General features: G+C 65.1%; 22 protein-coding genes. 13 read left to right on the top strand and 9 right to left on the bottom strand.

The features are described from left to right. The first annotated feature begins 57 nt into the window (after positions 1-57). From AAC014_RS09755 to AAC014_RS09745, 3 genes are read left to right on the top strand one after another with little or no spacing between them, the layout of a single operon-like run. Positions 58-1,077, top strand: coding sequence for an arginine N-succinyltransferase (locus tag AAC014_RS09755; protein WP_339707598.1), 1,020 nt, complete (start codon positions 58-60; stop codon positions 1,075-1,077). Continuing rightward, positions 1,064-2,497, top strand: a complete 1,434-nt coding sequence (gene astD / locus AAC014_RS09750; protein ID WP_339707595.1) for a succinylglutamate-semialdehyde dehydrogenase — start codon at positions 1,064-1,066, stop codon at positions 2,495-2,497. Before AAC014_RS09755 ends, astD begins: the two co-directional genes overlap by 14 nt. Then, on the top strand, positions 2,494-3,771 hold the full coding sequence (locus AAC014_RS09745) for an N-succinylarginine dihydrolase (RefSeq protein WP_339707592.1): 1,278 nt from the start codon (positions 2,494-2,496) through the stop codon (positions 3,769-3,771). Before astD ends, AAC014_RS09745 begins: the two co-directional genes overlap by 4 nt. Here the strand turns inward: AAC014_RS09745 and AAC014_RS09740 are convergent. The 3 genes from AAC014_RS09740 to AAC014_RS09730 form a co-directional block, all read right to left on the bottom strand. Continuing rightward, positions 3,750-5,129 carry a YdiU family protein gene (locus AAC014_RS09740; protein ID WP_339707589.1) on the bottom strand — a complete coding sequence of 460 codons (1,380 nt, stop codon included), beginning with the start codon at positions 5,127-5,129 and terminating at the stop codon, positions 3,750-3,752. The genes AAC014_RS09745 and AAC014_RS09740 overlap by 22 nt on opposite strands. Beyond that, positions 5,126-5,779, bottom strand: a complete 654-nt coding sequence (locus tag AAC014_RS09735) for a TetR/AcrR family transcriptional regulator (protein ID WP_339707586.1) — start codon at positions 5,777-5,779, stop codon at positions 5,126-5,128. Before AAC014_RS09735 ends, AAC014_RS09740 begins: the two co-directional genes overlap by 4 nt. A 70-nt stretch (positions 5,780-5,849) precedes the next feature. Then, positions 5,850-7,595: a hypothetical protein gene (locus tag AAC014_RS09730; RefSeq protein WP_339707583.1), complete on the bottom strand. Its 1,746-nt coding sequence runs from the start codon at positions 7,593-7,595 to the stop codon at positions 5,850-5,852. A 110-nt stretch (positions 7,596-7,705) separates the two neighbouring features. Between AAC014_RS09730 and AAC014_RS09725 the strand changes: the two genes are divergently transcribed. Beyond that, positions 7,706-8,860 (top strand): glycosyltransferase family 4 protein, encoded by a 1,155-nt coding sequence (locus AAC014_RS09725; RefSeq protein WP_339707580.1) that lies wholly within the window; start codon positions 7,706-7,708, stop codon positions 8,858-8,860. Beyond that, positions 8,857-9,936: a potassium channel family protein gene (locus tag AAC014_RS09720; protein WP_339707577.1), complete on the top strand. Its 1,080-nt coding sequence runs from the start codon at positions 8,857-8,859 to the stop codon at positions 9,934-9,936. The genes AAC014_RS09725 and AAC014_RS09720 overlap by 4 nt, the downstream gene beginning before the upstream one ends. A 4-nt stretch (positions 9,937-9,940) precedes the next feature. Here AAC014_RS09720 and AAC014_RS09715 read toward each other — a convergent pair whose 3' ends face one another. Next, on the bottom strand, positions 9,941-10,228 hold the full coding sequence (locus AAC014_RS09715; RefSeq protein WP_339707574.1) for a PilZ domain-containing protein: 288 nt from the start codon (positions 10,226-10,228) through the stop codon (positions 9,941-9,943). A 464-nt stretch (positions 10,229-10,692) separates the two neighbouring features. Here AAC014_RS09715 and AAC014_RS09710 point away from each other — a divergent pair, with 464 nt between their 5' ends. Next, positions 10,693-12,315: a hypothetical protein gene (locus AAC014_RS09710; RefSeq protein WP_339707571.1), complete on the top strand. Its 1,623-nt coding sequence runs from the start codon at positions 10,693-10,695 to the stop codon at positions 12,313-12,315. A gap of 88 nt (positions 12,316-12,403) precedes the next feature. On the opposite strand, the gene AAC014_RS09705 is transcribed toward AAC014_RS09710, so the two are convergent. Beyond that, entirely contained in the window at positions 12,404-14,161 is a 1,758-nt protein-coding gene (locus tag AAC014_RS09705) for a DUF885 domain-containing protein (protein ID WP_339707568.1), read from the bottom strand. Positions 14,162-14,224: 63 nt separating this feature from the next. On the opposite strand from AAC014_RS09705, the gene AAC014_RS09700 reads away from it, so the two are divergent. Further along, complete coding sequence (locus AAC014_RS09700) at positions 14,225-15,595, top strand: peptide MFS transporter (RefSeq protein WP_339707565.1); 1,371 nt, start codon at positions 14,225-14,227, stop codon at positions 15,593-15,595. Here AAC014_RS09700 and AAC014_RS09695 read toward each other — a convergent pair. Next, complete coding sequence (locus AAC014_RS09695) at positions 15,592-16,563, bottom strand: GlxA family transcriptional regulator (RefSeq protein WP_339707562.1); 972 nt, start codon at positions 16,561-16,563, stop codon at positions 15,592-15,594. The genes AAC014_RS09700 and AAC014_RS09695 overlap by 4 nt on opposite strands. Positions 16,564-16,677: 114 nt before the next feature. Between AAC014_RS09695 and AAC014_RS09690 the strand changes: the two genes are divergently transcribed. After that, positions 16,678-17,505, top strand: coding sequence for an alpha/beta hydrolase (locus AAC014_RS09690; RefSeq protein ID WP_339707559.1), 828 nt, complete (start codon positions 16,678-16,680; stop codon positions 17,503-17,505). Positions 17,506-17,558: 53 nt separating this feature from the next. On the opposite strand, the gene AAC014_RS09685 is transcribed toward AAC014_RS09690, so the two are convergent. Next, complete coding sequence (locus AAC014_RS09685; RefSeq protein ID WP_339707556.1) at positions 17,559-18,242, bottom strand: DJ-1/PfpI family protein; 684 nt, start codon at positions 18,240-18,242, stop codon at positions 17,559-17,561. Positions 18,243-18,323: 81 nt separating this feature from the next. Between AAC014_RS09685 and AAC014_RS09680 the strand changes: the two genes are divergently transcribed. Then, positions 18,324-19,289, top strand: coding sequence for a helix-turn-helix domain-containing protein (locus AAC014_RS09680; RefSeq protein WP_339707553.1), 966 nt, complete (start codon positions 18,324-18,326; stop codon positions 19,287-19,289). Here AAC014_RS09680 and AAC014_RS09675 read toward each other — a convergent pair. Then, the gene (locus tag AAC014_RS09675; protein ID WP_339707550.1) at positions 19,261-20,331 is read right to left on the bottom strand and encodes a beta-N-acetylglucosaminidase domain-containing protein; all 1,071 of its coding nucleotides are present in this window, start codon (positions 20,329-20,331) and stop codon (positions 19,261-19,263) included. The two genes, AAC014_RS09680 and AAC014_RS09675, sit on opposite strands and share 29 nt — an antisense overlap. 30 nt (positions 20,332-20,361) lie before the next feature. Here AAC014_RS09675 and chrA point away from each other — a divergent pair, with 30 nt between their 5' ends. From chrA to AAC014_RS09655, 4 genes are all read left to right on the top strand, one after another. After that, a complete protein-coding gene (chrA, locus tag AAC014_RS09670; protein ID WP_339707547.1) occupies positions 20,362-21,696 on the top strand; it encodes a chromate efflux transporter in 1,335 nt (444 codons plus the stop codon). Positions 21,697-21,735: 39 nt separating this feature from the next. Continuing rightward, positions 21,736-22,434, top strand: coding sequence for a hypothetical protein (locus AAC014_RS09665; protein WP_339707544.1), 699 nt, complete (start codon positions 21,736-21,738; stop codon positions 22,432-22,434). A 29-nt stretch (positions 22,435-22,463) separates the two neighbouring features. Further along, positions 22,464-24,620 (top strand): methylmalonyl-CoA mutase, encoded by a 2,157-nt coding sequence (scpA, locus tag AAC014_RS09660; RefSeq protein ID WP_339707541.1) that lies wholly within the window; start codon positions 22,464-22,466, stop codon positions 24,618-24,620. A gap of 84 nt (positions 24,621-24,704) precedes the next feature. Then, entirely contained in the window at positions 24,705-25,145 is a 441-nt protein-coding gene (locus AAC014_RS09655) for a hypothetical protein (protein WP_121052213.1), read from the top strand. Between the two features lie 36 nt (positions 25,146-25,181). Here the strand turns inward: AAC014_RS09655 and AAC014_RS09650 are convergent, their stop codons facing one another. Then, positions 25,182-26,306: a right-handed parallel beta-helix repeat-containing protein gene (locus AAC014_RS09650; RefSeq protein ID WP_339707536.1), complete on the bottom strand. Its 1,125-nt coding sequence runs from the start codon at positions 26,304-26,306 to the stop codon at positions 25,182-25,184. Positions 26,307-26,310 lie beyond the last annotated feature (4 nt).

Here is a 26,310-nt window from a genome sequence, read left to right as displayed (position 1 = left end):
ATCGTCCCCGATACACGACCACACGTGTTAAGGCGCGCCCGCGCCGGGGGAGTATATATGGTCTGGTTCATTCGGCCCGCGCGTGCGGACGATGTCGATGCGCTGCTCGTGCTTGCCGGACAGACGGGCGGCGGCTTCACCAATCTGCCGCCGGACCGGGATGCGCTCGCGCGCCGCATCGGCTGGAGCTGCGAGAGCTTCGCGCGCGAAGGCGCACTCCCGCAGGACGAGCTTTACATGCTGCTGATGGAGGAGGCGGAGACGGGCCGCATCGGCGGCAGCGCGATGATCTTCTCGCGCCTCGGCGGCGAATGGCCGTTCTATACGTACAAGATCGCGACCGTGAACCAGACCTCGAAGGAATTGGGGCGCAACATCACGATGGAGGTGCTGCACCTCACCAACGATTTCAACGGCGCTGCCGAAGTTGGCGGCCTTTTCCTGCTGCCGGAGCTTCGCGCCGAAGGCCTTGGCCGCCTGCTCGCGCGCAGCCGCTACCTCTTCATGGCCCGCCACCGTGAACGCTTCCCCACGCGCGTCGTCGCCGAGCTTCGCGGTTGGCACCACCCGGACGGCAGCTCGCCGTTTTGGGACGGGCTCGGCCGCAAGTTTTTCGAGATGCCTTTCCAGGAAGCCGATCACTTCAATTCGCTGCACGGCAACCAGTTCATCGCCGATCTGATGCCCCGATATCCCATCTACACCGCCCTGCTTTCCGAAGAGGCGCGCGCGGTGATCGGAAAGCCGCACGACACCGGCGTCCCCGCGCTGAAGCTGCTCGAAAAAGAGGGTTTCATCTACGAAGGCTATATAGACATCTTCGACGGCGGCCCCACCGTCTTCGCCTACATCGACAACATCCGCACCGTGCAGCAGTGCCGCTCACTCCCGGTCGCCGATCCCGCGTCCGCCGAGAGCGGCCCGGTGAGCGCGCTACTCGCAAAAGGCACGCTGCAGGACTTCCGCGCGTGGCAGAGCAGCGCCGCCGAAACACCGCAGGGCCTTTCGCTCACGGCAGACGAGATAAGGTTGCACGGCCTTCAGTCCGGGGAAATGATCAGCCATGTCGCAGCCTGAACTCGTCTCGACCGATCCGTCCACGGGCGAGGAGGTCTGGCGCGGGCCGGTCGCCAGCCTTGAGGATGTGAACCGCGCCGTCGTCTCTGCGCGCGCAGCGCAGCCGGGGTGGGAGGCGCTGCGGCTTTCGGAGCGCGTCGAGCTGATGCGCAAATACCAGAACGTCGTCCGCGATCGCGGTGACGCCCTCGCGGCGATGATCTCCCGCGAAACCGGAAAGCCGCTCTGGGAAACGAAGACAGAGGTGCAGAGCGTCATCGGCAAGGTCGATATCTCGCTCGGCGCCTATCAGGAGCGCACGGGCAACCGGAAAAAGGAGGGCGAGGGCTTCACGCAGCAGCTTCGCCACCGGCCGCACGGTGTGCTCGCCGTGCTCGGCCCGTACAACTTCCCCGCGCATCTCCCCAACGGTCATATCGTTCCGGCGCTGCTGGCGGGCAATACCATCGTCCTTAAGCCTTCTGAGCTGACCCCCGGCACGGCGGCGCTGCTGCGCGAATGCTGGATGCAAGCGGGGCTGCCCGAAGGTGCGCTGGAAATCGTGCAGGGCGACGGCGACACCGGCCGCGCGCTCGCCGGGCACGAAGGCATCGACGGGCTGCTGTTCACGGGCAGCGCCACGACAGGCCACGCGCTCGCCCGCCAGTTCGCCGAGACGCCGCACAAAATCCTCGCGCTCGAAATGGGCGGCAACAACCCGCTTATCGTTTGGGACGTGCGCGAGGTGGACCTTCCCGCGGCCGCTGCGCTCATCGTCCAGTCCGCGTTTCTCTCCGCCGGGCAGCGCTGCACCTGCGCGCGCCGCCTGATCGTGGAGGAAGGCAAGCACGCGGCGCTCGTTGAGCAGGTCAAGGCCCTCATGGACAAGCTCATCGTCGGCGCTCCGTTCGATGAGCCGCAGCCGTTCATGGGGCCGGTGGTCGATAATCGCGCCGCCGACCGGCTTCTGGATCAGGCATCGGCGCTTACGTCCAAAGGCGCGGTCGCCATCCGCCCGCTGACCCGGATCACGCCGGACCGGCCATTCCTCACACCCGCGTTCCTCGATGTGACGGACGTTCCGCACCGCCCGGATGAGGAGATGTTCGGTCCCGTGCTGCAACTAATCCGCGTGCCGGATTTCTCGGCCGCGATGATGGAGGCGAATGCCACGCGCTTCGGGCTTTCCGCCGGGCTCGTCGGCGGTGATCAGGCGCTTTACGACCGCTTCTGGTCGGGCGCCCGTGCGGGCATCGTCAACTGGAACCGACCGACAAACGGTGCTGCATCGAACGCCCCGTTCGGCGGCGTGGGGGCGAGCGGAAACCACCGGCCGAGCGCCTATTATGCGGCGGATTACTGCGCGTTTCCGGTCGCGAGCCTTGAGGAAGTCAAGGTGCGCGGGGCGATCACGACGGGTTTGAAGGCGGACGAGGAATGAGCGCGGTCGAGGTGAATTTCGACGGGCTGATCGGCCCGACGCACAATTACGCCGGGCTCAGCTTCGGCAATATCGCCAGCGCGAAGAACGCCGGCGGCACGTCGCGGCCGCGGGCCGCCGCGCTGCAAAGCCTCGGCAAGATGCGCTTCCTGATGTCGCTCGGTCTGCCGCAGGGCTTCCTGTTACCGCACGACCGCCCGAATGCCCCGTGGCTGCGTACGCTCGGCTTTGCGGGCAGCGATGCGGAGGTCTGCGCGGCGGCGTTCGCGGCGGACCCCGTACTGTTCCGCAACGCCATGTCAGCCTCGTCGATGTGGACGGCGAACGCAGGCACGGTGTCGCCCGCGCCGGATACGGCGGACGGGCGTGTTCACATCACCGCGGCCAATCTCTCCACGATGGCGCATCGCAGCATCGAACACACCGAAACGCACCGACAACTCGCCGTCGCGTTTGCGGACACGCGGCACTTCGCCATCCACGCGGCGACGCCCGGCAAGTTCGGAGACGAGGGTGCGGCGAACTTCATGCGCCTGTGCCCGTCGCATGGTGAGAAGGGCGTCGAGGTCTTCGTTTATGGAGAGGACAAGCAGGGTCGCTTTCCGGCGCGGCAGGATCGGCGCGCATCGGAGGCGGTCGCGCGCCTGAACGGTGTCGGCGATGCGATCTTCTGGCCGCAGTCCGACGCGGCGATCCAGGCCGGCGCGTTCCACAACGATGTCGTCGCGGTCGCGAACGAGCGTGTGCTGTTCGCGCACGAGCAGGCGTTCGAGAACAAGGAAGCGCTCTACGCGGAGCTGCGGCGCCGCTTGCCCGAGGTCGAGATCGTCGAGGTTCCGGCAAGCGCGGTGAGCCTTGAGGACGCGATCGGCTCCTATCTGTTCAACTCGCAGCTCGTCACGCTGCCCTCGGGCGAAATGGTGCTCGTGTTGCCGAAGGAGAGCGAGGAGAACGCGCGCGTGATGGCGTGGCTTGAAACCATGCTCGCCGGTAACGGCTCGATCCGCGCCTGTCATTTCATCGACGTGCGCGAATCCATGAAGAATGGCGGCGGCCCCGCCTGCCTCCGCCTCCGCGTCGCGGTCAGCGAGGCGGTACTCGCCGCGATCGATCCGCGCTTCCTACTCGGTGATGCGAAGGCGGATGCGCTCGAACGGCTGATCGAAACGCATTGGCCCGAAAGCATCGCCCCCGACGATCTCGGCAATCCAGCGCTTTGGGAAACGGCGTGGGAAGCGCGGCGGGCGCTCTTTCAGCTTCTGGAGCTGGCGTAGGCCTCGCCCATCCGGCGGATGGCGGCGATCTTTGTGTTGAAGGCGCTCCAGTCGTCGGCCTCGTCTATGGGTGCCCAGATGGCTTCCACCTCGTCGATCAGCATCGTGCAGGGCTCGGCGTCCGACCAGTAGGGGTGCGCGCAGGTGTCGACGGTTTCGTAAGCAGCGACTGCCGTGTGGAACGGCGCGAAGACGTCCGTGTCGTACACGGCGTTTGCCGCGCGCCGCTTGCCGCCGCGCCAGTCGAACCAGAAGCGGTCGGGGGCTATGTCGGTGGCGGCGAGCGCGGTTTCGATGGTGAGCGCCAGCGCTTCATCGGAATTCGCATCGCGGGGCTTCACGCCGAGCCGCCACACGTAGCGCTCGGCGAGCGCCGCCTCGTAGCGTTCGGGATAGGTCTTCAGCGCCGGGATCAGGCTTTCGGCGGGCGCGACGGTGCGCAGCGCCATCGCGAGTTGGTGCACGTTCCATTGCAGCGCCTCGGCCTGCCGTCCGAAGCTGTAGAGGCCGAACTGGTCGAAGTAGGCGGCGGTGAAGCCGTCGTCCCAGCGCGGCACGAAGCGCCAGGGACCGTAGTCGAAGCTCTCGGCGGTGATGTTGATGTTGTCGGTGTTGAGCACGCCGTGAACGAAGCCGGCCGCGCGCCAGCTTGCCGCGAGTCGCGCCGCACCTGCGACGGCATGGTCCATCAGCGCGGCGTAGGGATCGTCGTGCGTGCCGCCGACGAAGTGGCGGAGGCAGTAGTCGACGAGTGGGGGGATGGCGTCTACTTGCTTCAGATAGGCGAGGCGCTGGAAGGTGCCGTAGCGGATGTGGCTGTGGCTGAGGCGGACGAGCACGGAGGAGCGTGTCGGCGAGGGTTCGTCGCCGCGCGTCAGCGCCTCTCCGGTTTCAATGAGCGAGAAGCTCTTGGAGGTGTAGACGCCGAGCGCCTCCAGCATCTCGGTCGCCAGCACCTCGCGCACGCCGCCTTTCAGCGTCAGCCGCCCGTCGCCGAAGCGGCTGTAGGGCGTCTGGCCCGATCCCTTGGTGCCGAGGTCGAGCAGCCGGTCCGCGCCGTCGCGCAGCTGCGCGAACAGGAAGCCGCGTCCATCGCCGATCTCGGGGTTGTAGGTGCGGAACTGGTGGCCGTGATAGCGGAGCGCTAGCGGCTGCTCGAGGTTGTCTGGAAGCGGCGCGAAGCGGCCGAAGTGCTGCAGCCACGCCTCATCCGTAAGATTACCGAGGCCTAGTGTTTCGGCGTGGCGCTGGTTCCGGAAGCGCAGGATCGTCTGCGGAAAGACCGCGGCCCGAACGGGATCGTAATAATCACTGCCGAGTTCGAGAATGGCGGGGTCCGGACGGTAGCGTCCCGTCATGCCTCGCGCGGGTGCGGCAGGCGGCAGGCGCAGCGCACATAGCGGATGGTCTCCGCCTCGACACGCTTTCTCAGCGCTTCATCCGCACCGGGCGCAAAGGCGATGTCGAGTGCCGCACCGACCGCCGAATAGGTCAGCTCCGCGGCGATCTTCGTATCGACGTCGGTCAGGTCGAATTTCTTCGCCATCGCGCGGTATTGATTTTCCACCCACGCCGCGACGACCTCGTGCGAGGCGCGGTAGAAGGGCTCGGCGTCGGGGTTCGATTTCAACCCCATCTTGCCGCGGCTCGCCGTGCCCGCGCAGTTGGCGTTCACGATGTTTTCCCACGATTTCTGGGTGGTGCAGTATTCGAAGCAGCGCTGGATGGTGATGCCGGGCTCAAGGTCTTCAAGGCGATCGCCGGCTTCCATCGCCGCGCACATGCGCTCGCCGTACATGCGGCCGAGCTCTTCCAGAAGGCTGCGTTTGGAGCCGAAGTGATAGAAGATCGAGCCTTCCGAAACGTCTGCCGCGCGGGCAATGTCGGCGGTGCCGGTTTTCGCGAAGCCCTGCGTTGAAAACAGGTGATTAGCCGCTTCCAGCACGCGTTGACGCGTTTCTGCCGGATCGTATCGCCGCGAACGGCTTTCCGCTACGCGCGTTGCCATAAAACCTCGAATATCTCCACAGCCAGAACGATGATATGGGGACTTTTGAGTGAGAGTCAAAAGATTCGTGTCAAATGATCTGGCGCTCAAGATGCTGCGCCAGATATTCGAGCGTCGCGATGCGCCGGTAAAGACCGGTGTCGCTGACCGCTTTCATTTTAAAAAATTGCTGCATGTGCGGGAAATGCAGGTCGAGCACGCGGCCGAGGAAGGCGGGTGTGAGCAGCCCGCCGTGCTCATCGCGGATCGGCCCCAAACGGCGACGCACCGCATAGCTGCGCTGACGCAGCCACGGTGGCCGCACGCGGGTGCCGAGCTCGTTCATGCGGTGCGAAAGCGTCGGCGGGTGGTCGAAGCTGTAACCGTAGTCTGAAGGATAGGCCGCAAGGACGGGGTCGATGTGCGTCAGCAGCGCGGCTTCGAAGCGGCCCGCGTTCTTCCAGGCAAGCGGCAATTGCAGTGCGCCTTCGATCACCTCGTGGTCGAAGAACGGCATGAAATAGGCGCCCTGCCGTCCCACGACGCTGATTTCGCGACCGAAGAACGCGCGGCAGCGCATCCGCGGGTACAGCTGTTCAATGAGCGTGCGGCGCAGCTTGCCCGTTGCGCCTGGTTTCTCGATCGCCTTCAGCGCTTTCACTTCCAGCCGGTCAATAAAGCCTTCGGGATCGAACGCGTCGGTGACGTCGTTCAGCGTATAGCGCGCGAAGAAGGCCCCCATCACCTGCCGGGCGGTCAGTGCGCGGTCGGGCAGGTAAAAGAAGTTGCGGAACACTTCGCCGCATCCGCCGGAAACCGCGAGCTGGCCGCCTTCCTGCCGCTGGTGACGCGCGTAGGCGTTGCCGCCGTTGTCGAACAGCCCGCCATCGGTGACGAGCGCGTCCGTCTCGTGGAAATTCCGCGCCACGATCGCGGGGAAGTCGTCTGGCGTGATGCTGGCGAACGACGCCTTTTCGAAGGGCTCGAAGCGGAAATGTTCATGATCCGCAATATGCCGCGCCACTTCGACATCGCCGTCGCCGGGGCTGCCGTAGACGTACACATGCGGGCTGACCCCGGCGTCGCGCAGCAGCGCGAGCGCAAGCCGGCTGTCGAGCCCGCCGGAAAGCGGGCACTGCATCCGGTCGCCGAACGCCTCGGCATAGATGCGCGCTGTGCCCCGCAGGCGTTCGGCCTGCGCCGCGATGCGTTTTTCGATCGGTGTCGAGGAGACGCGTTCGGGCAGAGGTTTCGAGACGCTTGTCCGCACGGCTTTTTCGCCGAGTTCCATCTGCGCGTCCGGCCCCAACCGCTTCAGCTCGCTCACGACGGTGTCGTCGCCCGTGGGAAACACGTTGAACGCAAACTCGTAGACGCCCTGCGGATCGAAGGTCACGCGGTCGAGGCTTTTCGCGGCGGCGAGGAAGCTCGTCGAGACGACGTCCCAGTTCGCGTCGTGGAAGAGCTGGAAGGCGCCGAAGAAGTCGGTGAACGCGAAGGTCCGCCCGGCCTTGTGGACGATCGCGGCGAACTGCCCTGTCGTGTTCGACCAGTCCTCGAAGGGAAAGCGGAAGTCGCCAAGCAGCGCGCGGAGCGCCGACTCGCCGAACTTGCCGTCGTGGATCAGCGTCCCCGCGACCGCGATGAAATCCTCTCCATCGCGGTGCACGCACACATGGCTGTCGTGGATCGGTGCGGCATGGAAGCCGGCGTGCGCGGCGCTGCGGATCGGCGTGAACCGGGTGAAGCCGTGCAGGCGAAATTGCGCCTCGGCAGCGGCGATGTGCGCCGCGTCAGCGTCTTCCTCCGTCACTCGGCACAGATAAAAGCCGCCCATGCCGCCCCGTTTTCCCGTTCGTATTCTCGCAACGAATGCCGCGTGATCGTTAATTTCTCGCGCTTTGTCACGCCTTTATCAGCGTATCAACACTGCTATAAGCCGAAACCATGCCTCTTATGCCGCCTTCCAGCCGGCCGCGCCTGCTGCACCTGCACTCGACCTTCGATCTCGGCGGTAAGGAAGCGCGTGCCGTACGCCTGATGAATGCGTTCGGCGATGCCTACACGCACGACATCGTGAGCGCTGTGCCCGCGGCCGTCGGCGCTGCCCGCCAGATCGCCCCGCATGTGGATGCGCGTGTGCTTCAGGATTTCCCTGCGCTCGCCGGACGCCTCACCCTCGCGAAGTTGAAAGCGATCGGCGCGGCGATCACGCGCGGACATTACGACCTCGTACTGACCTACAATTGGGGCGCGCTCGACGGCGTGATGGCGAACCGCCTGTTCGCGCGCCGCCCGCTCGTCCACCACGAGGACGGTTTCAACGACGACGAAGCCCTTCGCCAAAAGCCCGCGCGCGTCCTCTACCGTCGTCTTGCGCTACCGTCTGCGTCCACGCTCGTTGTGCCGTCCGAGGTGCTGGAGCGGATCGCACTCGGCCCTTGGAAGCAGCCGCGCGACCGCGTGGTTCGCATTCCGAACGGCATCGACAGCGCCCTTTTCGCCGCGCCGCCACCTGCGGGCAGTATTCCCGGCTTTGAAAGGCGTGAAGGCGAGGTCATCGTCGGCACGCTCGCGGGCTTGCGCAAGGTAAAGAACCTTCCGCGCCTCGTCCGCGCCTTTGCGGCGGCGACGCGCATCGTTTCCGTGCCTGCGCGCCTTATCATCGTCGGCGAAGGGCCGGAGCGAGAGGCGATCGCTGCGGCAGCCGCGGACGCTGGCATTGCCGACCGTGTCCTTATGCCGGGCTTCCTCGGCAAACCCGAAACGTGCGTGGGCCATTTCGACATCTTCGCCTTGTCGTCGGACAGCGAGCAGTTCCCCCTCAGCCTCGTGGAGGCGATGGCGGCAGGGCTGCCGGCAGTCGCCACTGACGTAGGCGACGTCCGCGCCATCGTGTCGGAACGCAACCGGCCGCTGATCGCGCCCGTCCCGGACGACATGGTGTTCGGCAGGCTCCTTGCGCGCATGATCGGCGATCCGCTGCTCCGCGCCGAGATCGGTGCCGCGAACCGCGCGCGCGTTATCGCCGAATACGACGAGGCGGTGATGGTGGAACGCTACCGCGACGTGTATTCGCAGGCGATGGCGAGCATGACATGAGAATCGAGGATCGTTTGCGCCGCGTAATGCGGCCGACGCTGCCGGGCCTGCTCGCGCGCACCCGCGATGAGGGCGGTCGGCTGCGGCGTCCGCCCACATTTTCGCCGCTCGGCAGCCTTGCGCTGCGTGTCTGCATTGTCCTTGCACTGCTCGGCGTCGCGCTCGCGGGGCACTGGTTCGATCGCGCAGGCTATCGCGATGCCAACGATCCCGAAAACGAGATCAGCTTTGTCGATGCCGTCTATTTCACCGCCGTCACCGTAACGACGACGGGCTTCGGAGATATCGTTCCCGTCACGAACCGTGCGCGTCTTTTCGATGCGATGGTGGTGACGCCGATCCGCCTGTTCGTGTGGTTGCTGTTCCTTGGCACCGCGTATCAATTCCTCGTCCAGCACATGTGGGAGAAGTGGCGCATGAAAAGCATCCGCGCGGGCCTGACGCAGCACTATGTCGTCGCCGGCTACGGCACCACGGGCACCGCCGCTGTCGAGGAACTCGTCGCGAATGGTGTCGATCCCCAGCGCATCGTGGTGATCGATCCTTCGCCCGCGCGCATCGAGGCGGCGCTTACCGTCGGTGTCATGGGCCTGGAAGGGGATGCCACGCGCAATGAAACTCAGTCGCTCGCGCGTATCGAGGCGGCAGAGAGCTTCATCGCCTGCGGCGGGCGTGACGATACGAGTGCGCTGCTAGTGCTCACCGCGCGCCAGCTCAATCCGAACGTGCGGATCAGCGCGATCATCAAATCCGAAGACAATGAGTATCTCGTCAGGAAAGCGGGCGCCGACACCGTGATCAATCCGGTCACGCTCGGCGGGCATCTGCTCGCGCGCGCGGCGGGCGGTAGCCATGTCGTGAATTATATCACCGATCTCGTGACGGCGGCTGGGCGCGTGCAACTCGTCGAGCGGCCGGCGAATGCTGACGAAATTGGAAAACCGCTTGCATCCTGCAAAGGCGGTCTCGCCGTGCGTATTATTCGCGGCGATCAGGCGATTGGTTTCTGGGAGCCCGGCGCGGCAATCATTGCCTCGGGCGATATCATCCTCGAAATCGTTCCGGTGGCGGCCTGAAACGTCAGGCGATCGCGGCGGCCCTGTAGACAGGTTTTTCGGCCGCCCGTTCGAACACCAGACCGCAGCGGTTGCCGATTACCCACACGACACGTGCATCGACCTTGCCGGTCGTGTCCGTCTCGAACCGGATGCGTGTGCCTTCCTCGGGCGGGGACGGGAGTTCGATCATGGCGCCGCCGAGCGAAATGTTGCGAACTGCAACCGTGCTGCGTCTCCGGCCCACTGTAATCGCGCCGGACATGCGGGTGGAAACCCGTCCGCGCGCGTCGCTTGTGCTGTCTTCAATCATTCCAGCTCTCCCCCACGTGATGCAACTTGGATGCAACTCTGTTTTCTGTCTTCGTTACCAATTCCCACCCCGTCTCGCGGTTCTTCAGAACCGGTTTGCGGCGGCGACTTCGGAGGACGCAGTCGCCGCCGCCGGGGTGTGACCGTGATCGGTTGAGAGGAACAGGATCACGGCCAAGAGTGTTGGTGTTCGTTCGGGTAGGAAATCGGATGAAAGGTGACCTGGGGAGTAAAAACCGGTTGCTGCGATGGTGATTTACGATAGATTCGGCTTCGCGCCGCGGTTTTCGGAGGGAATTCGGCGGGGCAAAATGAGCCGCTTGTAACAGTTACATGCGGGGTTTTGGAATCGCCCAACTTTCTTGTGAAATCAGGAGCATGCACCTTTAACTGAAAGTTAATACGTTTCTGTTTCGTAACGATCGGGTGTCGGAAAATAAACCAAAGGGGGAGGGAGGTCTTTCGATGCACCACGACCCCATCAAGCCGGAGGGGTCGCTCTGGCGCAGAGTGGAAGCGGAACTCGAGGTGATCGAGGCTGATCCCGCTTTTCAGAGATCGCCAGTCATGCGCCGTCTCTTGCGATTTCTGGTAACGGAGACGCTTGCCGGACGCGGTGAAACGCTGAAGTCTTATGCGATCGCGGTCGATGCCCTTGGGCGCGAGGCGAGTTTTGATCCGCAAACGGATTCCTATCCCCGCGTGCAGGTCGCGCGCCTCAGAAAATTGCTTGATGCGCACTATGCGCACACGCCTCCCGTCTCGGACGTGCAGATACGTGTTCCAAGCGGCGGCTATGCCGTGGAATTCGTTGGGGAGGCTCCCGCGCCCGTCACCTCGAAAATTGTCAAATCGAAAACGGAATTGATGCGCTACGCCGCCATTGGGGGCGCGGCAATTGCGGTTTTGTTGGCTGCATTTTTCTTCTGGCGTCCCGAACAGAATGTCTGGCGCGTTCGCAATTTCCCGGTGGTTTATCTTGCACCGGTTATTGCGCTTGATCCTGCGCAGGCGCAGCGCGGCGCCGCTGTCGATCTGACAGGAGGTTTGCGCGATGGGTTCGACAGGTTCACAGCCGTTGATGTCTCCAACGAGCTTTCACGTGCGGCCGATTATCGGCTCGACGCGACCCTGCGTGCCGTTCCTGGCGGAACGCGTATCAACGTCACGCTCACGCAGCTTGATACTGGCCGCGTGGTATGGTCGCGTTCCGGCCTGCGCGAACCTATCGAAGGACGCGTGTTCGATATTGATGAGGTTGCAGCGACGCTGAGCGCGCGACTCGCGCAGCCCGCGGGCGTCATCCACGGCGATGGGGATCAGCGGAATATCAGTATCAATACGCCCTACGGTTGCTGGCTGGCGTTGCGGTCTTTTTGGCGAATGATGCCGCCGGACGACGAGGCTACAGTTCGCAATTGTGTCATGAGCTGGGCGAGTGAAGATCCGAAATCCGCAATGGCGCGTAGTGCGCGGTCCTGGTTCCTGGCGCAGGATGCACTGAAGCTGAAAGGCAAGGAGCGGGATGATCTCCTGGCGCAGGCCCATCAGGAGGCGCAGAAGGCGGTAGATCTTCAGCCGAACGATCCGGGTGCGCAATATTCGCTGATGCGAACGGCGCTTTATCTGGGGCTTGAACGGCAAGCCCGTACCGCGGCGGATCGGGTCGTCTTCCTCAATGGCAATAATCCGGAGTTCATGTCCGGAGTCGCCATGTTCAAGATCATGATGGGCGACGCTGATGGCGAGGCCGTGCTGCGTAAGGCGCTGTCTCTCCACGCCCACCCGCCACAATGGGTGCAGTCGGGTCTGTTCTTTGCTGCCGTCGCGCGGGATGATGGGCCTGCCGCGCTCGTCGCCGCGGAGGATTTCCAGGTGCCTGCCGGGCCGCCGCTGCAACATGCGATGACGGCGATGGCATTGGCCCGTATCGGGCGAATGCCGGAAGCGCGCAGTGAGTGGGAAAAGGTGGTGGAGGAAGATCCGCGATACGCCGAAAATCCGGTGAGCATATTCGATCCGCTTCCCCTTGCGCCCATCGTACGTGACCGGAGCATCGCCTGGTTGCGGCTGGTCACGGACGTTTAGGGCGGATCGAATTCAGCGGTCCCGCCGGTCCATCCTGTTCGGAGGGACGCCCCTCCCCGTAAGGGAGGGAGGAGGCTGATCCATCGATTTAATTGCGTGCAGCCGTCTGCGCCGCGAGCCATTCGTTGAAATAGGCTTCCAGCACGTCGAGCGGCACGGCGCCGTTTTCCAGAACCGTGTCGTGGAAGGTGCGGATGTCGAATGCGTCGCCCAGTTCCCGTTCCGCGCGGGCGCGCAATTCGCGGAACTTGAGTTCGCCGATCTTGTAGGCGAGTGCCTGCCCCGGCCAGGTGATGTAGCGGTTCACTTCCGCGTCGACATTGGCTGCGGAAAGTGCCGTGTTTTCCAGCATGAAGTCCACCGCCTGCTGTTTTGTCCAGCCCTTGGCGTGGATGCCGGTATCGACGACGAGGCGGCACGCGCGCCACATCTCATAGGAAAGGCGGCCCATGTCCTTTTCGGGCGTATCGTACAAACCCATCTCGATACCGAGCCGTTCTGAATAGAGACCCCAGCCTTCGACGAACGCCGTGAAGAATGCCCCGTGTTTGCGGAAATCGTGGAGGTCGAGTTCCTGCTGCAGTGCAATCTGCAAATGGTGTCCCGGCACCGCCTCATGCACGCCGAGCGCGGGGAGTTCGAACAGCGGGCGCTGATCGAGTTCGGTGAGGTTGACGCGGTAGACACCCGCACGGCCCGCTGCGATCGCGCCGGGTTCGTAATAGGCGGTTGTGTTGCCCGCCGCCTGATCATCCGGGATTGGCAGCACCGTGTAAGGCAGGCGCGGCAGCTTGCCGAACAGCTTCGGGAGATGGCCGTCGATCGTCTTCGCGAGTGCGCCCGCGCGCAGCATCAATTCCTCGCCGGTCTTCGCGTAATATTTCGGATCGGTGCGCAGCATGGCGATGTAGGCCTTGCGGTCGCCCTTGAAACCCGATGCTTTGACGACCGCGTCCATCTCCGCGCGAATGCGGGCAACCTCGCTGAGCCCGAGCTGATGAATCTCCTCGGCGGTCTTGTCCGTCGTCGTCTGCTGGTTGATGCGGTAAGCGTAATAGGCCGCGCCGTTTTTCGTCTCGGAAATGCCGACGCTCTTGCGGCATTTGGGCGCGTATTCCGCCATGTAGAATTTCAGGAAATCGCGGTACGCTGGCGTCACCACCGTATCCACGGCCTTTTCCGCGCGCGCCTTCAGCGCGGTCCAGTCGCCGTCTGAAATCGTCGCGGGTTTCGCACGGAATGGATACATGAAACTGCTCTGCGCGGCGCTCGGCGCGATGCGGCCCTCGATCGTCTTTTCGAACCCCGCCATCGGCACGCACGGCTGCGTGAAGCCATCGGCGATGGCGCGGCGCGTGACGGCGATGCCGTCGGCGTTCTGTTTGCCATAGGCTTCAAGGCGGCCGACGTAGCTTTCGTAGTCCGCCTTGTTGAAGAACGGGGAATCGTCGGCAAGGCCGGCGAACGCCATGTGCCAGCCATAGCGGTTGGTGAACAGCACCGTGCGTTCCTGCCCGAACGCCGCGCCGGCGACGCTGCTTTCCAGGCTGCGTTTTAGGATACGGTAATCGATGCGGTCGGCCTTCGGCAGCGCGTCGATGGAAATCGTGTCCAGCCGTTTCAGGAAGGCCTTGTCCGTAGCCAGCCGCCGTTCGTATCCGGCAAGCGAGATGTCGTCGAGCTTGCCGTCGCCGCGCCGGTCACCGAGGCTGGTGGCAAGGCGCGGGTTCTCGACGAGCGCCATCTGCCAGATATCGTCGCGCAGTTTCGCGAAATCGTCGGCGGGCGCGGCCCCCGCACTGGATGCGATAAGCGACAGGGCGATTGCGGTAGCGCCGAGTTTCATGTGGGTCTCCCTGGGGAAATTGTTATACGTCTGCACGATAAGCCGGCGGCTGGGGAGCGCAAGATGACGATATCGGAAGACGCGGAGCCTGAAGCCGCGCACATGGTGGAAGACCGCCGCTTCCTCGGTCATCCCATCGGTCTTGGTTATCTCGCCTTCACCGAAGCGTGGGAGCGCTTTTCCTTCTACGGCATGCAGGCGCTGCTCGTCCTCTACATGACGAAGGAACTGCTGCTTCCGGGGCACGTCGAAAACGTCGCGCTGTTCAAGCCGTTCAGCGCGCTTTTCGGTGGCATCGAAGGGCAGGCGCTCGCCTCGGCGATCTTCGGCACCTATGCCGCAAGCGTCTACCTCACCCCCATCCTCGGCGGCTTCCTCGCCGACCGCGTTCTCGGCAAGAGACGCACCATCCTGCTCGGCGCAGTCACGATGGCGGTCGGTCATTTTCTGATGGCGTTCGAAGCCGCCTTCCTTTTCGCGCTGCTCTGCCTCGTGCTCGGCAGCGGCATGTTCAAGGGCAATATCGCAAGCCAGGTCGGCGCGCTTTACGGCCCCGGAGACCTGCGCCGCGCCGACGCGTTCCAGATCTTCTATCTCGGCATCAACGCGGGCGTCATCGCCTCGCCGCTCATCGTCGGCACGCTCGGCGAAACCGTCGGCTGGCATTGGGGCTTCGGCGCGGCGGGCATCGGGATGCTGATCGGCCTTGCAATCTATGTGGCCGGGCAGAAGCATCTGCCGCGCGAGCATTTCGAGCCGCAGGGAAAGACCGCAGTGGCCGTGCCGAAGCTGGAAGCCGGGGATTGGCCCGCCGTGATCGCGCTCGTCCTGCTCATCCCTGTGCTCGCTGTTGCGATCGTGCCGAACAACCAGATCTTCAACGCCTATCTCGTCTGGGGCGACCAGCAGTTCGACCTGAACTTCATGGGCGAGAAGCTGCCGACGACCTGGCTTGTCACGCTGGACGCCATCGTCAGCGTCAGCTTCCTCGCGCTCGTTGCGCTGTTCTACCGTTGGTATGGGAAGCGCTGGAAAGAGCCCGATGAGATCACCAAGATCATCATCGGTTCGGCCTTCTCGATCGGCGGTATGCTCTGCCTTTACATGGCGGCGGAAACGCAGGGCGCGGGGCAGAAGATCGGCCTGGCATGGCCCGTGGCCTTTCACGTCATCAACAGCATCGGCTTCGCGCACATGCTCCCCGTCAGCCTCGCTCTGTTCGCGAAGCTCGCACCCAGGGCGATCAACGCCACGGTGATCGGCCTCTACTACCTCGCCTTCTTCACCGCGAACGCGCTCGTGGGCTGGATCGGCGGATTTTACGAAACGATGCGGACGACCGAATTCTGGCTGCTCCATGCCGCCCTCGCGGCGGGCGCGGGCGTGGTGTTCGTCCTCTTCAAGCTCGTCATGGGCCGCCGCCTCGCGGCTTAGGCAGCAGCTGCGGTTCCGAAGCGGCGGCGGTAGTCGCCGGGGGTGAGGCCGACGCGCTTCTGAAACACCTTGCGGAAAGCACCCGCGTCCTCGTAGCCGACCTCCCACGCGATCCGGTCCACGGGGCGCTTTGAAAACTCCAGCAGTTCGCGCGCCTTGCCGACCCGAAGCTGCTGGCAATATTCGGTGGGCTTCATGCCGGTCGCGCTGCGGAAGCGGCGCAGGAAGGTGCGCTCTTCCATCCCGGCATGTTCGGCCATCGCGCTCACGCTCACGTCGCGGCCGCCCTTGGCCTGCAGCCAGTGCTGCACCTTCAGGATCGGTTCGTCGCCGTGCGTCAGTTGCGGCGCGAAGGTGCTGTAGTGGCGCTGCTCGCGCCCCACGGGATCGACGAGCAGGTACTGCGCCGTCTCGAGCATTATGGAAGGCCCGAGGAAGCGGTCGACGAGTCGGAGGCCAAGATCGGTCCACGCCATCAGTCCGCCCGCCGTGATGATGTCGCCGTCCTCCACGATCATCTTGTCGGCATCGAGCTTCACATCGGGGAAGCGGCGCTGGAATTTTTCCCCGAACATCCAGTGCGTTGTCGCCGTGCGCCCCGCGAGGAGGCCGGTCGCGGCAAGGATGAACGCGCCGCCGCACACCGAGCCGAGCGTCGCGCCCTGCGCGTGGCGATCGAGCAGCCAGCGCGCATAGGGCTCGGTCTCCGTCGGCGTCGGCACCTTCGACAGCGCGCCCGGCACGACGAGCACGGCGGGGCACGACCCGGCGCCGGGCATCGTGTCGAAACTGCGTCGGAAGCCTTCGTCGGTTCGCTCCCAGTGGCTCACCCGCAGGCGCTCGCCCCCGTGGAGCTTCGATCGCTCGCCCGCGATCCAGAACAAGTCGCTGAGCCCGTGGATCATACCGAGCTGCGCGCCTGGGTAGATGACGATGCCGATTTCGGCGACTGCGCGATCGTTTGTCACTTTTGACCCCTACAATGTCGGTTCCGCCAATCCGCACCCTGCAGCAGCCTGCGTAGAACGTCCATCAGAAGCCGACGCGAATGCAGCGGCAGACAGTCAGGAAGGAACCAAGTCATGAGCACGATCACCACAAAAGACGGCACCCGCATCTTCTACAAGGACTGGGGCTCGAAGGACGCGCAGCCCATCGTCTTCTCGCACGGCTGGCCGCTCACGGCCGATGTCTGGGATCCCCAGCTCGTGTTTTTCGCGAACGCCGGCTACCGCGTCATCGCCCACGATCGCCGCAGTCACGGCCGCTCCGATCAGGTGTGGCAGAACAACACGATGGACCAGTATGCCGACGACCTCGGCGAACTGATCGAACAGCTCGACCTCAAGAATGTCGTTCTCGTCGGCCACTCGACGGGCGGCGGCGAGGTGACCCGCTATGTAGGCCGGCACGGCACGGACCGGGTCGCGAATGTGGTTCTGCTCGGCGCGGTACCGCCGCTGATGCTGAAGACCGAGGCGAACCCCGGCGGCCTGCCGCTCGAGGTGTTCGACGACATCCGCAAGAACACGTTCGGCAATCGCTCGCAGTTCTTCAAGGACATCGTCGTGCCCTTCTACAACTACAACCGCGAGGGCGCCGTGCTTTCCGAAGGCATCCGCGACAATTTCTGGCGGCAGGGCATGATGGGCGGGCTCAAGGGCCAGCTCGACTCGATCAAGGCCTTCTCGGAAAGCGATTTCACCGAGGACCTGAAGAAGATGGACGTGCCCGCGCTCATCATTCACGGCGATGACGACCAGATCGTGCCGATCGGCGCCTCGGCGCTGCTCTCCTCGAAACTGGCGCCGAAAGCGACGCTGAAGATCTACGAGGGCAGCGGTCACGGCATCTCGGAGCAGGAAGCCGACCGTTTCAACGCCGACGTTCTCGCCTTCATCAAGGGCTGAACCGTCAACAAACGATCAGGCGCCGGCGGGTGGGTCCGCCGGCGCCTTCGTTTTCAGCGCGCGGAAGCGAGGGAGGATATTTCCGTGCGCCGAAGGTCGAAGCCGCGCGCGGTCATCGCCGCGCGCGTCATCTCTAGAATGGGTTTGCGCGCCGTTTCCGGCGTGCCGCCGCCAAGCGGCGCGGGGTCGTATTCAAGCGCCAGCTGGATCATCTCGGCAATGTCGCGGCCGTGCAGCTTCTCGACGATCCGAAAGCCGAAATCGATTCCGGCAGTGACGCCGCCGCCCGAGATGCGATTCCGGTCCTCGACAACGCGCTCGGCGACGGGAATCGCGCCGAAGCCGCTCAGCAGATCACGCCATGCCCAGTGGCAGCCCGCCCTGTAGCCGGTCATCAGCCCTGCCGCCGCGAGGATCAGCGAACCGGTGCAGACGCTGGTGATGAACTGCGCGCCCTCCGCCTGCTTTCGCAGCCACGTCAGTGCGACGTCATCGTGCATCACCGCCGACGTGCCATAGCCGCCCGGCACGCAGATCATGTCGAGCTGCGGGCAGTCCTCGAACGTGGCGGTGGGCACGAAGGTGAGGCCGCAATCGTCGTGGATGAGATCGCGCGTTTTCCACACGAAGTGCAGCTTCGCGTTCGGCATTCGCGCCAGCACCTGCGCGGGGCCGGTCATGTCGAGCTGGGTCAGCTCCGGATAGAGCAGGAAGCCGATTTCGAAGGTTTCAGTCATGGCGTGTGTCCTCGGGTTGGCGGAATGCTCGTAGGCATTCCGCGCCTTGGCGGAAATGACAATAATCTGTATATTCATGCCATGCGGACCATCTTCCTTGTTTTCCCCGGCTTCCAACTGCTCGACCTTTCAGGCCCTGCCGCCGTCTTCGGCGGCGCGGCCGAGGGATTGGGAAACGACGCTGAGGTTGTCACGGTGTCGGCCGAGGGCGGGGCGGTGATGTCGAGCTGCGGCGTTGCCGTCGCGACGCTTCCGCTGCCTGCGTTCGATACGCTGGACACGTTGCTCGTGGTCGGCGGCGACAGCCCCGGCCTGCGTGCGTTGATGGGGGATCGGCGGACCGGCGAATGGTTCCGGCGAGCCGCTGCCACGGCGCGCCGCTATGGCTCGATCTGTTCGGGTGCGTTCGCGCTCGCGGCATGGGGGCTCACCGATGGCCGCCGCGTCGCCACGCACTGGAACGGCGCGCATCTGCTTGCCGAAGGCTTCCCCGGCACCGAGGTGGATGCCGATGCGATGTTCGTTGAAGACGGCGCGCTCTGGACCTCCGCCGGTGTGACGGCGGGGATCGACATGGCGCTTGCGATGGTGGAGCGGGATCACGGGCCGCGCCTTGCGAACGCCATCGCGCGGCGACTGGTGCTCTCGGTGCGGCGCCCGGGCAACCAGTCTCAATATTCGCCGCTGCTCCGCGCGCAGGCGAAGGCGGCCGGGCGCTATGCCGATCTCGTGGGCTACATCGCCGCGAACCTTGAGCAGAAACTCGATGTGGAGACGCTCGCTGCGCGTGTTCGCGAGACGCCGCGCAGCTTCCACCGCAATTTCCGCGCGGCGACCGGCAAGACTCCTGCCGCCTTCGTCACCGCCGCAAGGCTGGACCGTGCCCGCGCGCTCCTCGGCGAAGGAGCGCCGGTGAAGACCGCCGCCGCCGCGTGCGGTTTTTCCTCGCCGGAGCATTTCACGAAAAGCTTTTCAGGCGCCTTCGGCCTGTCGCCCGCCGCGTGGCGGTCGCTCAACGCTACTGGGTCTGCACCGCTTCGCCAGTGATCAGGTAACCGCCTTCGAGGAAGCGGGCGACTTCGTCAGCGGCCGGGTGGTCCATCGCCTTGTATTTCGAGCGCAGCGATGTGCAGCGCTCGCCCGGAATGCGGTCGAGGCCGCTGTCGTTCAGGGAGAGAAGGTCGGTTTCAAGCGCCTCGGCAAGGTCGCTGCCGTAGCATTGCCGCGCGGCTTCGAGGAACGCGGCGGCATAGCGATAGGCGTCGCCTTGCGCATAGCTCATCGCGAGCGTCATCGCGGGCGCGAGCGTCAGCCATGGTTGCAGCGCAGGGTTGATTGCGTGTCCCGCCACGCTCCCCGCGATGCCATGCCGCCCGGTGAAGGCGCGCAGGTGCAGGAAGCGCGACATGCGCGGGCCGTCGTTGACGGGGTAATTGTCCCACAGCACGGGCTTGCGGCGGAGCTGCTCCGACACGCCGTCGAGGTGCCCGCGCGTGAACTCGCGGCTGCAGACTTCCTCGCCGGTCCAGAACACGTCCGCTGCCGGATCGAGCAGGCGGCCGAGGTCTTCGAGATAGTTTGCCGGCCGCGCACCGAATACGCGGTCGAGCACGGGGTCATCGCTGTAGTAGCTCGGACACATCAACACGCGTGCGGGCAGGGTGCTTGCGGCGTGATGCACGATCGCGGCCTGCGTTTCGGCCAGGCCCGGAATGTCGCCGTGCATGTCATCGAAGAGGATCGCGATGACGTCCGGACGGAGCGCGCCCAAGGCTTTTAGCCGCGCTGTGAGCGCCGCCTTGCCTGCGCCGCTCCAGTCGTTGTGAAGCTCGTATGGGGTGAGGCCGATGCCGAACGCCACGCCCGCGTCGCGGCAGGCGTCTGCGAAATGCGCCAACGCATCCATCGCCTCGGCAGGGTGGTCGTCCTGCCATTGGCGGCGGAGGTACGCGTCCGCCTTCGGGGCGTAGATGAAGAACGAGAAGCCATGCGGCGCGAGGCTGCGCATCACGTGCGTTCGGTCAGCCCATGTCCAAGGCTCTCCGAAATAGCCTTCGATAAGGCCGAGCGGCGGTGTCGTTCCGGTCATGGCGGGACCCGTGTAGCGGCTTTCGAAAGGATGGCAAAGGCGAGGGGGGCGTGCGACAGAAGCGGCGTGAGCGAGCCTGTCCCCTCCGTTTCGTTTTCAGAAGCCGCGCGCGTCTGGGCGCGGATCGGCGTGCTGTCGTTCGGCGGCCCGGCGGCGCAGATTGCGCTGATGCACCGGATGCTGGTCGACGAGAAGAAATGGGTGGGCGAGGCGCAGTTCCTGCACGCGCTCAACTTCTGCATGTTGCTGCCGGGGCCGGAGGCGCAGCAGCTTGCGACCTATGTGGGCTGGCTGTTGCACGGGGTGCGCGGCGGGCTCGTCGCGGGGCTGCTGTTCATCCTGCCCGGGATGCTCGTCATGCTCGGACTTTCGGTGCTCTACGTCACGCTTGGGCAGGTTCCGGCGGTCGAGGGCCTGCTGTTCGGCCTGAAGGCGGCGGTGCTGATTATCGTCGTGGAGGCGCTCGAACGTGTCGGCCGCCGTGCGCTCGGTTCGGGGGTCGCCCGGCTGCTTGCCGTGCTCGCATTCGCGGCGCTGTTCCTGTTCGGCGTGCCGTTTCCGGTCGTGGTGCTGGGGGCGGGCCTGATCGGCTACGTGGCGGGACGGCGCGGCTCGACGCTGTTCGCCCGCGCGCCGGGCGATACCGCGCTCGACATGGCCCCGCGCCGCAGTTCGCCGCTGGCGATTGTCAGCCTCGCCGTCCTCTGGCTCGCACCGCTCGGTCTGCTCTGGCTGCTGCTGCCGGGCAGCGTCTACGCGGAGATCGCGCGCTTCTTCTCGTGGCTCGCGGTCATCACCTTCGGGGGCGCTTATGCGGTGCTCTCCTACATGGCCGACGTCGTTGTCGGCGGTTTCGGCTGGATGCGCCCCGGCGAAATGATGGATGCGCTCGGCCTTGCCGAAACCACGCCCGGACCGCTGATCCTCGTCACGCAGTTCGTCGGCTTCATCGCGGCGTGGCGCGAGGGCGGCGGTTCGATCGGTGCGGGCGTCCTCGGCGCGCTGCTCACGACATGGGTGACGTTTGCGCCGTGTTTCCTCTGGATCTTCGCGGGTGCGCCCCACATCGAGCGGCTGCGCGGCAATCGCGCGCTTGCAAGCGCACTCGGGGCGATCACGGCGGCGGTTGTGGGCGTCATCGCCAATCTCGGCCTCTGGTTCGCCGTGCATTTCCTGTTCGCGCGCACCGCGCGGCTTGATGCTGGACCGTTCGATGCTGTTCTGCCGGACTGGGCGAGCCTCGACGTTGCCGCGCTGGCGCTCACGGGGGTGCTTGGCCTTGTCGCATGGCGCTGGAAGCTCGGCATCGGCTGGCTGCTGCTGATCGGCGTAGGCCTGGGGCTCGCCGTTCAGGCCGCGCTTTAGGAATCGACCCTGCCGCCGGGTGGCGATATAGCGCGGACCATGCGCAGCCTGATCCCTTTCATTCTGCTGCTTGCCGCGCCCGCTATGGCGCAGGAGGCGGCTGACGTGCCGGGCGTTCCCGCCGAATGGTTCGCCGCGAAGGAGAGTGCCGCGGCGGCACGTGCGCCTGATCTCGATGCCTTGGGCAAGGAGGTGCTCGACCGCGCTCGCTGGTCCACCACGACGCAGGCCTGCAAAACGCTCACGCGCACCGAGCCCTATGGGCTTCAGCCCGCCACCGCCGACCGGCTGGTGAGCGAAGGGCTGAAGGCTGGGGCATTCGTCGGCGCGTGGACGTTCTATGCGCGCACCGACTGCGCCGAAACGCCGCTGCTGCGCTACCTCTACATCGCCGAAAGCGACGGGCGGAATCTGTTGCTCGTCGTCAATCGCGGCGAGGCGATCTCGACGCCGAGCCAGATGCGCGAGACGAGCAAGCTCGCCGCCAAGGCCGCCTACGACCGCGCAAAGCAGCAGCAACCCTCGTGCGAGGTGACGAGCGTCGGGATGCGCCAGGCGCGGATCGCGGCGACGGACGGGGATCTTTCACCCATGCAGTTCGGCACGCGCTTCGCGGGCGGCTGGAGCGAGGCGTGGGACTTTGTGGCTTGCGGTCGCCGCGCGACCGTGACAGTCCGATTTGAAGCCGATGGCAAGGGCGGCGCTTCCGCGCGCGTGACGGACGTCACGCTGTCCTGAGCCGGGCGACGGGGATTACGGAGAGTTTGATGACGGAAAAGCCGACGCTGGACGCCTGGAAGGCGCTCGCCGACAAGGAAGTGAAGGGCAAGAGCCTCGATTGGCAGACGCCCGAGGGCATCGTCGTGAAGCCCCTCTACACGGCCGAGGATGTCGCCACCGACCCGGGCCTTCCCGGCTTCGCGCCGTTCACGCGCGGCGTGCGCGCCTCGATGTACGCAGGGAGGCCGTGGACGATCCGCCAGTATGCCGGTTTCTCCACCGCCGAAGAATCAAACGCCTTCTACCGCCGCAACCTCGCCGCCGGGCAGAAGGGCCTGTCGGTGGCCTTCGACCTCGCCACGCACCGCGGCTATGATTCGGATCACCCGCGCGTCGTCGGCGACGTGGGCAAGGCGGGTGTCGCGATCGATTCGGTCGAGGACATGAAGATCCTGTTCGACGGCATCCCGCTCGATCAGATGTCCGTCTCGATGACGATGAACGGCGCGGTGATCCCCATCCTCGCCTTCTTCATCGTCGCGGGCGAGGAGCAGGGCGTCGACCGGAAGCTGCTCGACGGCACCATCCAGAACGACATCCTGAAGGAGTTCATGGTCCGCAACACCTACATCTACCCGCCGGAGCCTTCGATGCGGATCATCTCCGACATCTTCGGCTACACCTCGCGGGAGATGCCGAAGTTCAACAGCATCTCGATTTCCGGCTACCACATGCAGGAAGCCGGCGCGACGCAGGTGCAGGAACTCGCCTTCACCATCGCGGACGGCGCCGAATACGTGCGCTACGGCGTCGCCTCCGGGCTCGATATCGACAAGTTCGCGGGGCGGCTGTCGTTCTTCTTCGCGATCGGCATGAACTTCTTCATGGAAATCGCGAAGCTGCGCGCCGCACGCGTGCTCTGGCACCGGGTGATGACGAACCTCGGCGCGAAGGACGAGCGCTCGAAGATGCTGCGCACGCACTGCCAGACCTCCGGCGTGTCGCTGACCGAGCAAGACCCCTACAACAACGTGATCCGCACGACGATCGAGGCGATGGCCGCGATGCTGGGCGGAACGCAGTCGCTGCACACCAACGCGCTTGATGAGGCGATCGCGCTGCCCACCGATTTCTCGGCCCGCATCGCGCGCAACACGCAGATCGTGATCCAGGAAGAGACGGGGATGACGAAGGTCGTCGATCCGCTCGGCGGCTCTTACTATGTCGAGGCGCTGACGCAGGACCTCGTCGACAAGGCGTGGGAGATCATCGAGCGTGTCGAGGCCGAAGGCGGCATGGCGAAGGCCGTGGCGGCGGGCTGGCCGAAGGCAATGATCGAAGAGGCCGCCGCCGCGCGTCAGGCGCGTGTCGACCGCGCCGAGGACGTGATCGTCGGCGTCAACAAATACCGGCTCGCCAATGAAGACCTTCTGGAGACGCTCGAGGTCGATAACGACAAGGTCCGTCAGGGCCAGATCGCGCGCATCAACGCCGTGAAGGCTGCGCGCGATGATGCGGCCTGCCGCGCCGCGCTCGAGGCGCTGCGCGATGGCGCGGCGAAGCCTTCCAGCATCGAGAACAACCTCCTCGCGCTCGCCGTCGAAGCCGCGCGCGCGCGCGCAACGCTCGGCGAAATCTCGTCGGCAATGGAGGAGAGCTTCCAGCGCTACGGCACGACGCCGACGCCGGTGAAGGGCGTGTACGCTGCGCCCTACAAGGGCGACAACCGCTGGGACCAGGTTGTGGAAGGCGTCAAGGCCGTAGAACGCCGTCTCGGCCGCAAGCCCAAGCTCCTCGTCGCCAAGATGGGCCAGGACGGGCACGATCGCGGCGCGAACGTCATCGCGTCGGCCTTCGGCGACATGGGCTTCGACGTGGTCTCCGGGCCGCTCTTCCAGACGCCTGAGGAAACCGTGGTGCTTGCGCTCGAAACCGGCGTCGATGTCGTCGGCGCCTCGTCGCTCGCCGCCGGCCACAAGACGCTGATCCCCGAGCTGATCCGCGGTCTGCGCGAGCAGGGCCGCAGCGACATCAAGGTGATCGCAGGCGGCGTCATCCCGCCGCAGGATTACGACTTCCTGCGCGATGCGGGCGTTCAGGGCATCTACGGCCCCGGCACCAACGTCGTCGAGTGCGCGGCGGACGTGCTGCGCCTTCTCGGCCACAACATGCCGCCCGCAGGGCTTGCCGAAGCGGCGGAGTAAGCGCCCCCGCGTCTGCGCGGTCCGATTCGGACCCGAACCGAAACCGTGATATGTCTCCCCGTCTCCAAACAGGGGAGACACGTCATGACCTACCGGAAATTTGTCTCGCTTTGCGTTGCGTCCGCGTTTGTCGTTGCCTCACCCGTCGCCGCGCAGGACACGGCGAAAAAGCGCGAGAACGTCTCGTATCACGTCATGGAGTTCGTGAAGTACAAGGAAGGCAAGGGCGAACGCGCCTACGAGATCGTGAAGAAATATTTCGATCCCGCGTCCGTGGCTTCGAAGACCCCGATCCCCGAAGAATACCACGTGCAGTACGGCGATTGGGACGACGTGCTCGTCTGGCCGATGAAAAGCGGGGCCGACATCGAATGGCAGTATTCGCCCGACGACGTCGCCTGGTTCGCGGAACTCCACAAACTGACCGGCAGCAAGGAAGCTTCCGAAAAGCTGCTCGAAGAGTGGAGCGGCCTCATCGCAAACCGCAAGCGCTCCATCGTGCACCGGCATTTACCGAAAAAGTAATGGGCGTACGGGAGGGGCTTCTCGCCCCTTCCGCGTTCAGCGCGTGGCGGGTTTTCTGCGCCCCACGATGATACCCGCAAGCCCGAAGCCAAGCAGCGCGAATATGCCCGACATCGGCGGTTTCAGGGCCATTTCCGCGAAGGTCGCAGCGTTCGAAATATAGCTTGTGGCGGCTGCCTCTCCGTTCACTGTTGCGCGCCCCGTGGCCGCGACGATCGGGCCTTGCTCCTCGACCAGCTCATTGTCGGAGAGCGTCGCGGCATTGGCGGGCACAGAGCGGTTGACGAAGAATGTCACGATACCCGGCGAGCGGTTCACGAAGCGGTTGCCGCTCACGCGCACGGGCCCCGGCGGATTGACGTAGCTGCCGCCCTTCCGCATCTCGAAGCCGTAGGCAATGGCCGTGCAGCAATTGTCCGGGTTGGGCCCCTTCACCAGCAAATTGCCGCTGATCGTCGCTGCGCCGCCCTCCGGCAGATCGATGAGGTAGGAGGCCGAGCCGTTTGTGTCGTCGATCCGGTTGCCCGTGATCCGCGTGTCGAGCGCGCGGGATTTGATGTAATGGCCGCGCGCGCCTCGCTCGAACGTCGATCCCGTCACCACCAGCCGTGCGATGCCGTTCGCATAAACGGCATGGCCCACGCGGTCCGGCGCGCGGCTTGCCGTCTCCGTGAAGCGCGAACGGCGCACGGTCAGCACGCCACCCACGCTGTTCGCAAGGATTCCCATCTCGTTCCCGATAAAGCGAGCGTCGGTCACGCTGAGGTTGCGGCCTTCGGCACGGATTCCCGCGCCGTTTCCGTCTGCCGCGCGGGCGCCTTCGAATGTGAGTCCCGCGATCGTCACGTCATCCCCGGCGATCACGAACAGCCCCTTGCCGGCCACGGTGTCGCCGTTCACCACGACGCTGCCCGGCACGGCGTTCGCCGCGGCGCGGATGGTGAGCCCGTCGGCATGGAAGCGCGCGCCTGCGTAGATCCCGGGCGCAAGGACGATGGTGTCACCGGCCTTCGCGTCGCGCGAGGCTTCCGTCAGCGTCGCATAGGCGCCGTTGCCCCCGACTGCGAGCGTCGCCGCCGATGCGCCGGCCGAGCCCGTTGCGAGGGCGGCTGCCAGAGCAAGTCTCAGTGTCATGTCCGCAGACCTCGTCATTGTCGTCATGCCG

It is taken from the genome of uncultured Sphingosinicella sp., from assembly GCF_963974575.1.
Lineage (GTDB): Bacteria > Pseudomonadota > Alphaproteobacteria > Sphingomonadales > Sphingomonadaceae > Sphingosinicella.
This window is presented reverse-complemented; position numbering and strand designations above follow the sequence as displayed.

Bases quoted from the DNA above. Each gene is read 5' to 3' on its own strand.
- AAC014_RS09755 (WP_339707598.1), top strand. From the start codon at position 58: ATGGTCTGGTTCATTCGGCCCGCGCGTGCGGACGATGTCGATGCGCTG.
- astD (WP_339707595.1), top strand. From the start codon at position 1,064: ATGTCGCAGCCTGAACTCGTCTCGACCGATCCGTCCACGGGCGAGGAG.
- AAC014_RS09745 (WP_339707592.1), top strand. From the start codon at position 2,494: ATGAGCGCGGTCGAGGTGAATTTCGACGGGCTGATCGGCCCGACGCAC.
- AAC014_RS09740 (WP_339707589.1), bottom strand. From the start codon at position 5,129: ATGACGGGACGCTACCGTCCGGACCCCGCCATTCTCGAACTCGGCAGT.
- AAC014_RS09735 (WP_339707586.1), bottom strand. From the start codon at position 5,779: ATGGCAACGCGCGTAGCGGAAAGCCGTTCGCGGCGATACGATCCGGCA.
- AAC014_RS09730 (WP_339707583.1), bottom strand. From the start codon at position 7,595: ATGGGCGGCTTTTATCTGTGCCGAGTGACGGAGGAAGACGCTGACGCG.
- AAC014_RS09725 (WP_339707580.1), top strand. From the start codon at position 7,706: ATGCCTCTTATGCCGCCTTCCAGCCGGCCGCGCCTGCTGCACCTGCAC.
- AAC014_RS09720 (WP_339707577.1), top strand. From the start codon at position 8,857: ATGAGAATCGAGGATCGTTTGCGCCGCGTAATGCGGCCGACGCTGCCG.
- AAC014_RS09715 (WP_339707574.1), bottom strand. From the start codon at position 10,228: ATGATTGAAGACAGCACAAGCGACGCGCGCGGACGGGTTTCCACCCGC.
- AAC014_RS09710 (WP_339707571.1), top strand. From the start codon at position 10,693: ATGCACCACGACCCCATCAAGCCGGAGGGGTCGCTCTGGCGCAGAGTG.
- AAC014_RS09705 (WP_339707568.1), bottom strand. From the start codon at position 14,161: ATGAAACTCGGCGCTACCGCAATCGCCCTGTCGCTTATCGCATCCAGT.
- AAC014_RS09700 (WP_339707565.1), top strand. From the start codon at position 14,225: ATGACGATATCGGAAGACGCGGAGCCTGAAGCCGCGCACATGGTGGAA.
- AAC014_RS09690 (WP_339707559.1), top strand. From the start codon at position 16,678: ATGAGCACGATCACCACAAAAGACGGCACCCGCATCTTCTACAAGGAC.
- AAC014_RS09685 (WP_339707556.1), bottom strand. From the start codon at position 18,242: ATGACTGAAACCTTCGAAATCGGCTTCCTGCTCTATCCGGAGCTGACC.
- AAC014_RS09680 (WP_339707553.1), top strand. From the start codon at position 18,324: ATGCGGACCATCTTCCTTGTTTTCCCCGGCTTCCAACTGCTCGACCTT.
- AAC014_RS09675 (WP_339707550.1), bottom strand. From the start codon at position 20,331: ATGACCGGAACGACACCGCCGCTCGGCCTTATCGAAGGCTATTTCGGA.
- chrA (WP_339707547.1), top strand. From the start codon at position 20,362: ATGGCAAAGGCGAGGGGGGCGTGCGACAGAAGCGGCGTGAGCGAGCCT.
- AAC014_RS09665 (WP_339707544.1), top strand. From the start codon at position 21,736: ATGCGCAGCCTGATCCCTTTCATTCTGCTGCTTGCCGCGCCCGCTATG.
- scpA (WP_339707541.1), top strand. From the start codon at position 22,464: ATGACGGAAAAGCCGACGCTGGACGCCTGGAAGGCGCTCGCCGACAAG.
- AAC014_RS09655 (WP_121052213.1), top strand. From the start codon at position 24,705: ATGACCTACCGGAAATTTGTCTCGCTTTGCGTTGCGTCCGCGTTTGTC.
- AAC014_RS09650 (WP_339707536.1), bottom strand. From the start codon at position 26,306: ATGACGACAATGACGAGGTCTGCGGACATGACACTGAGACTTGCTCTG.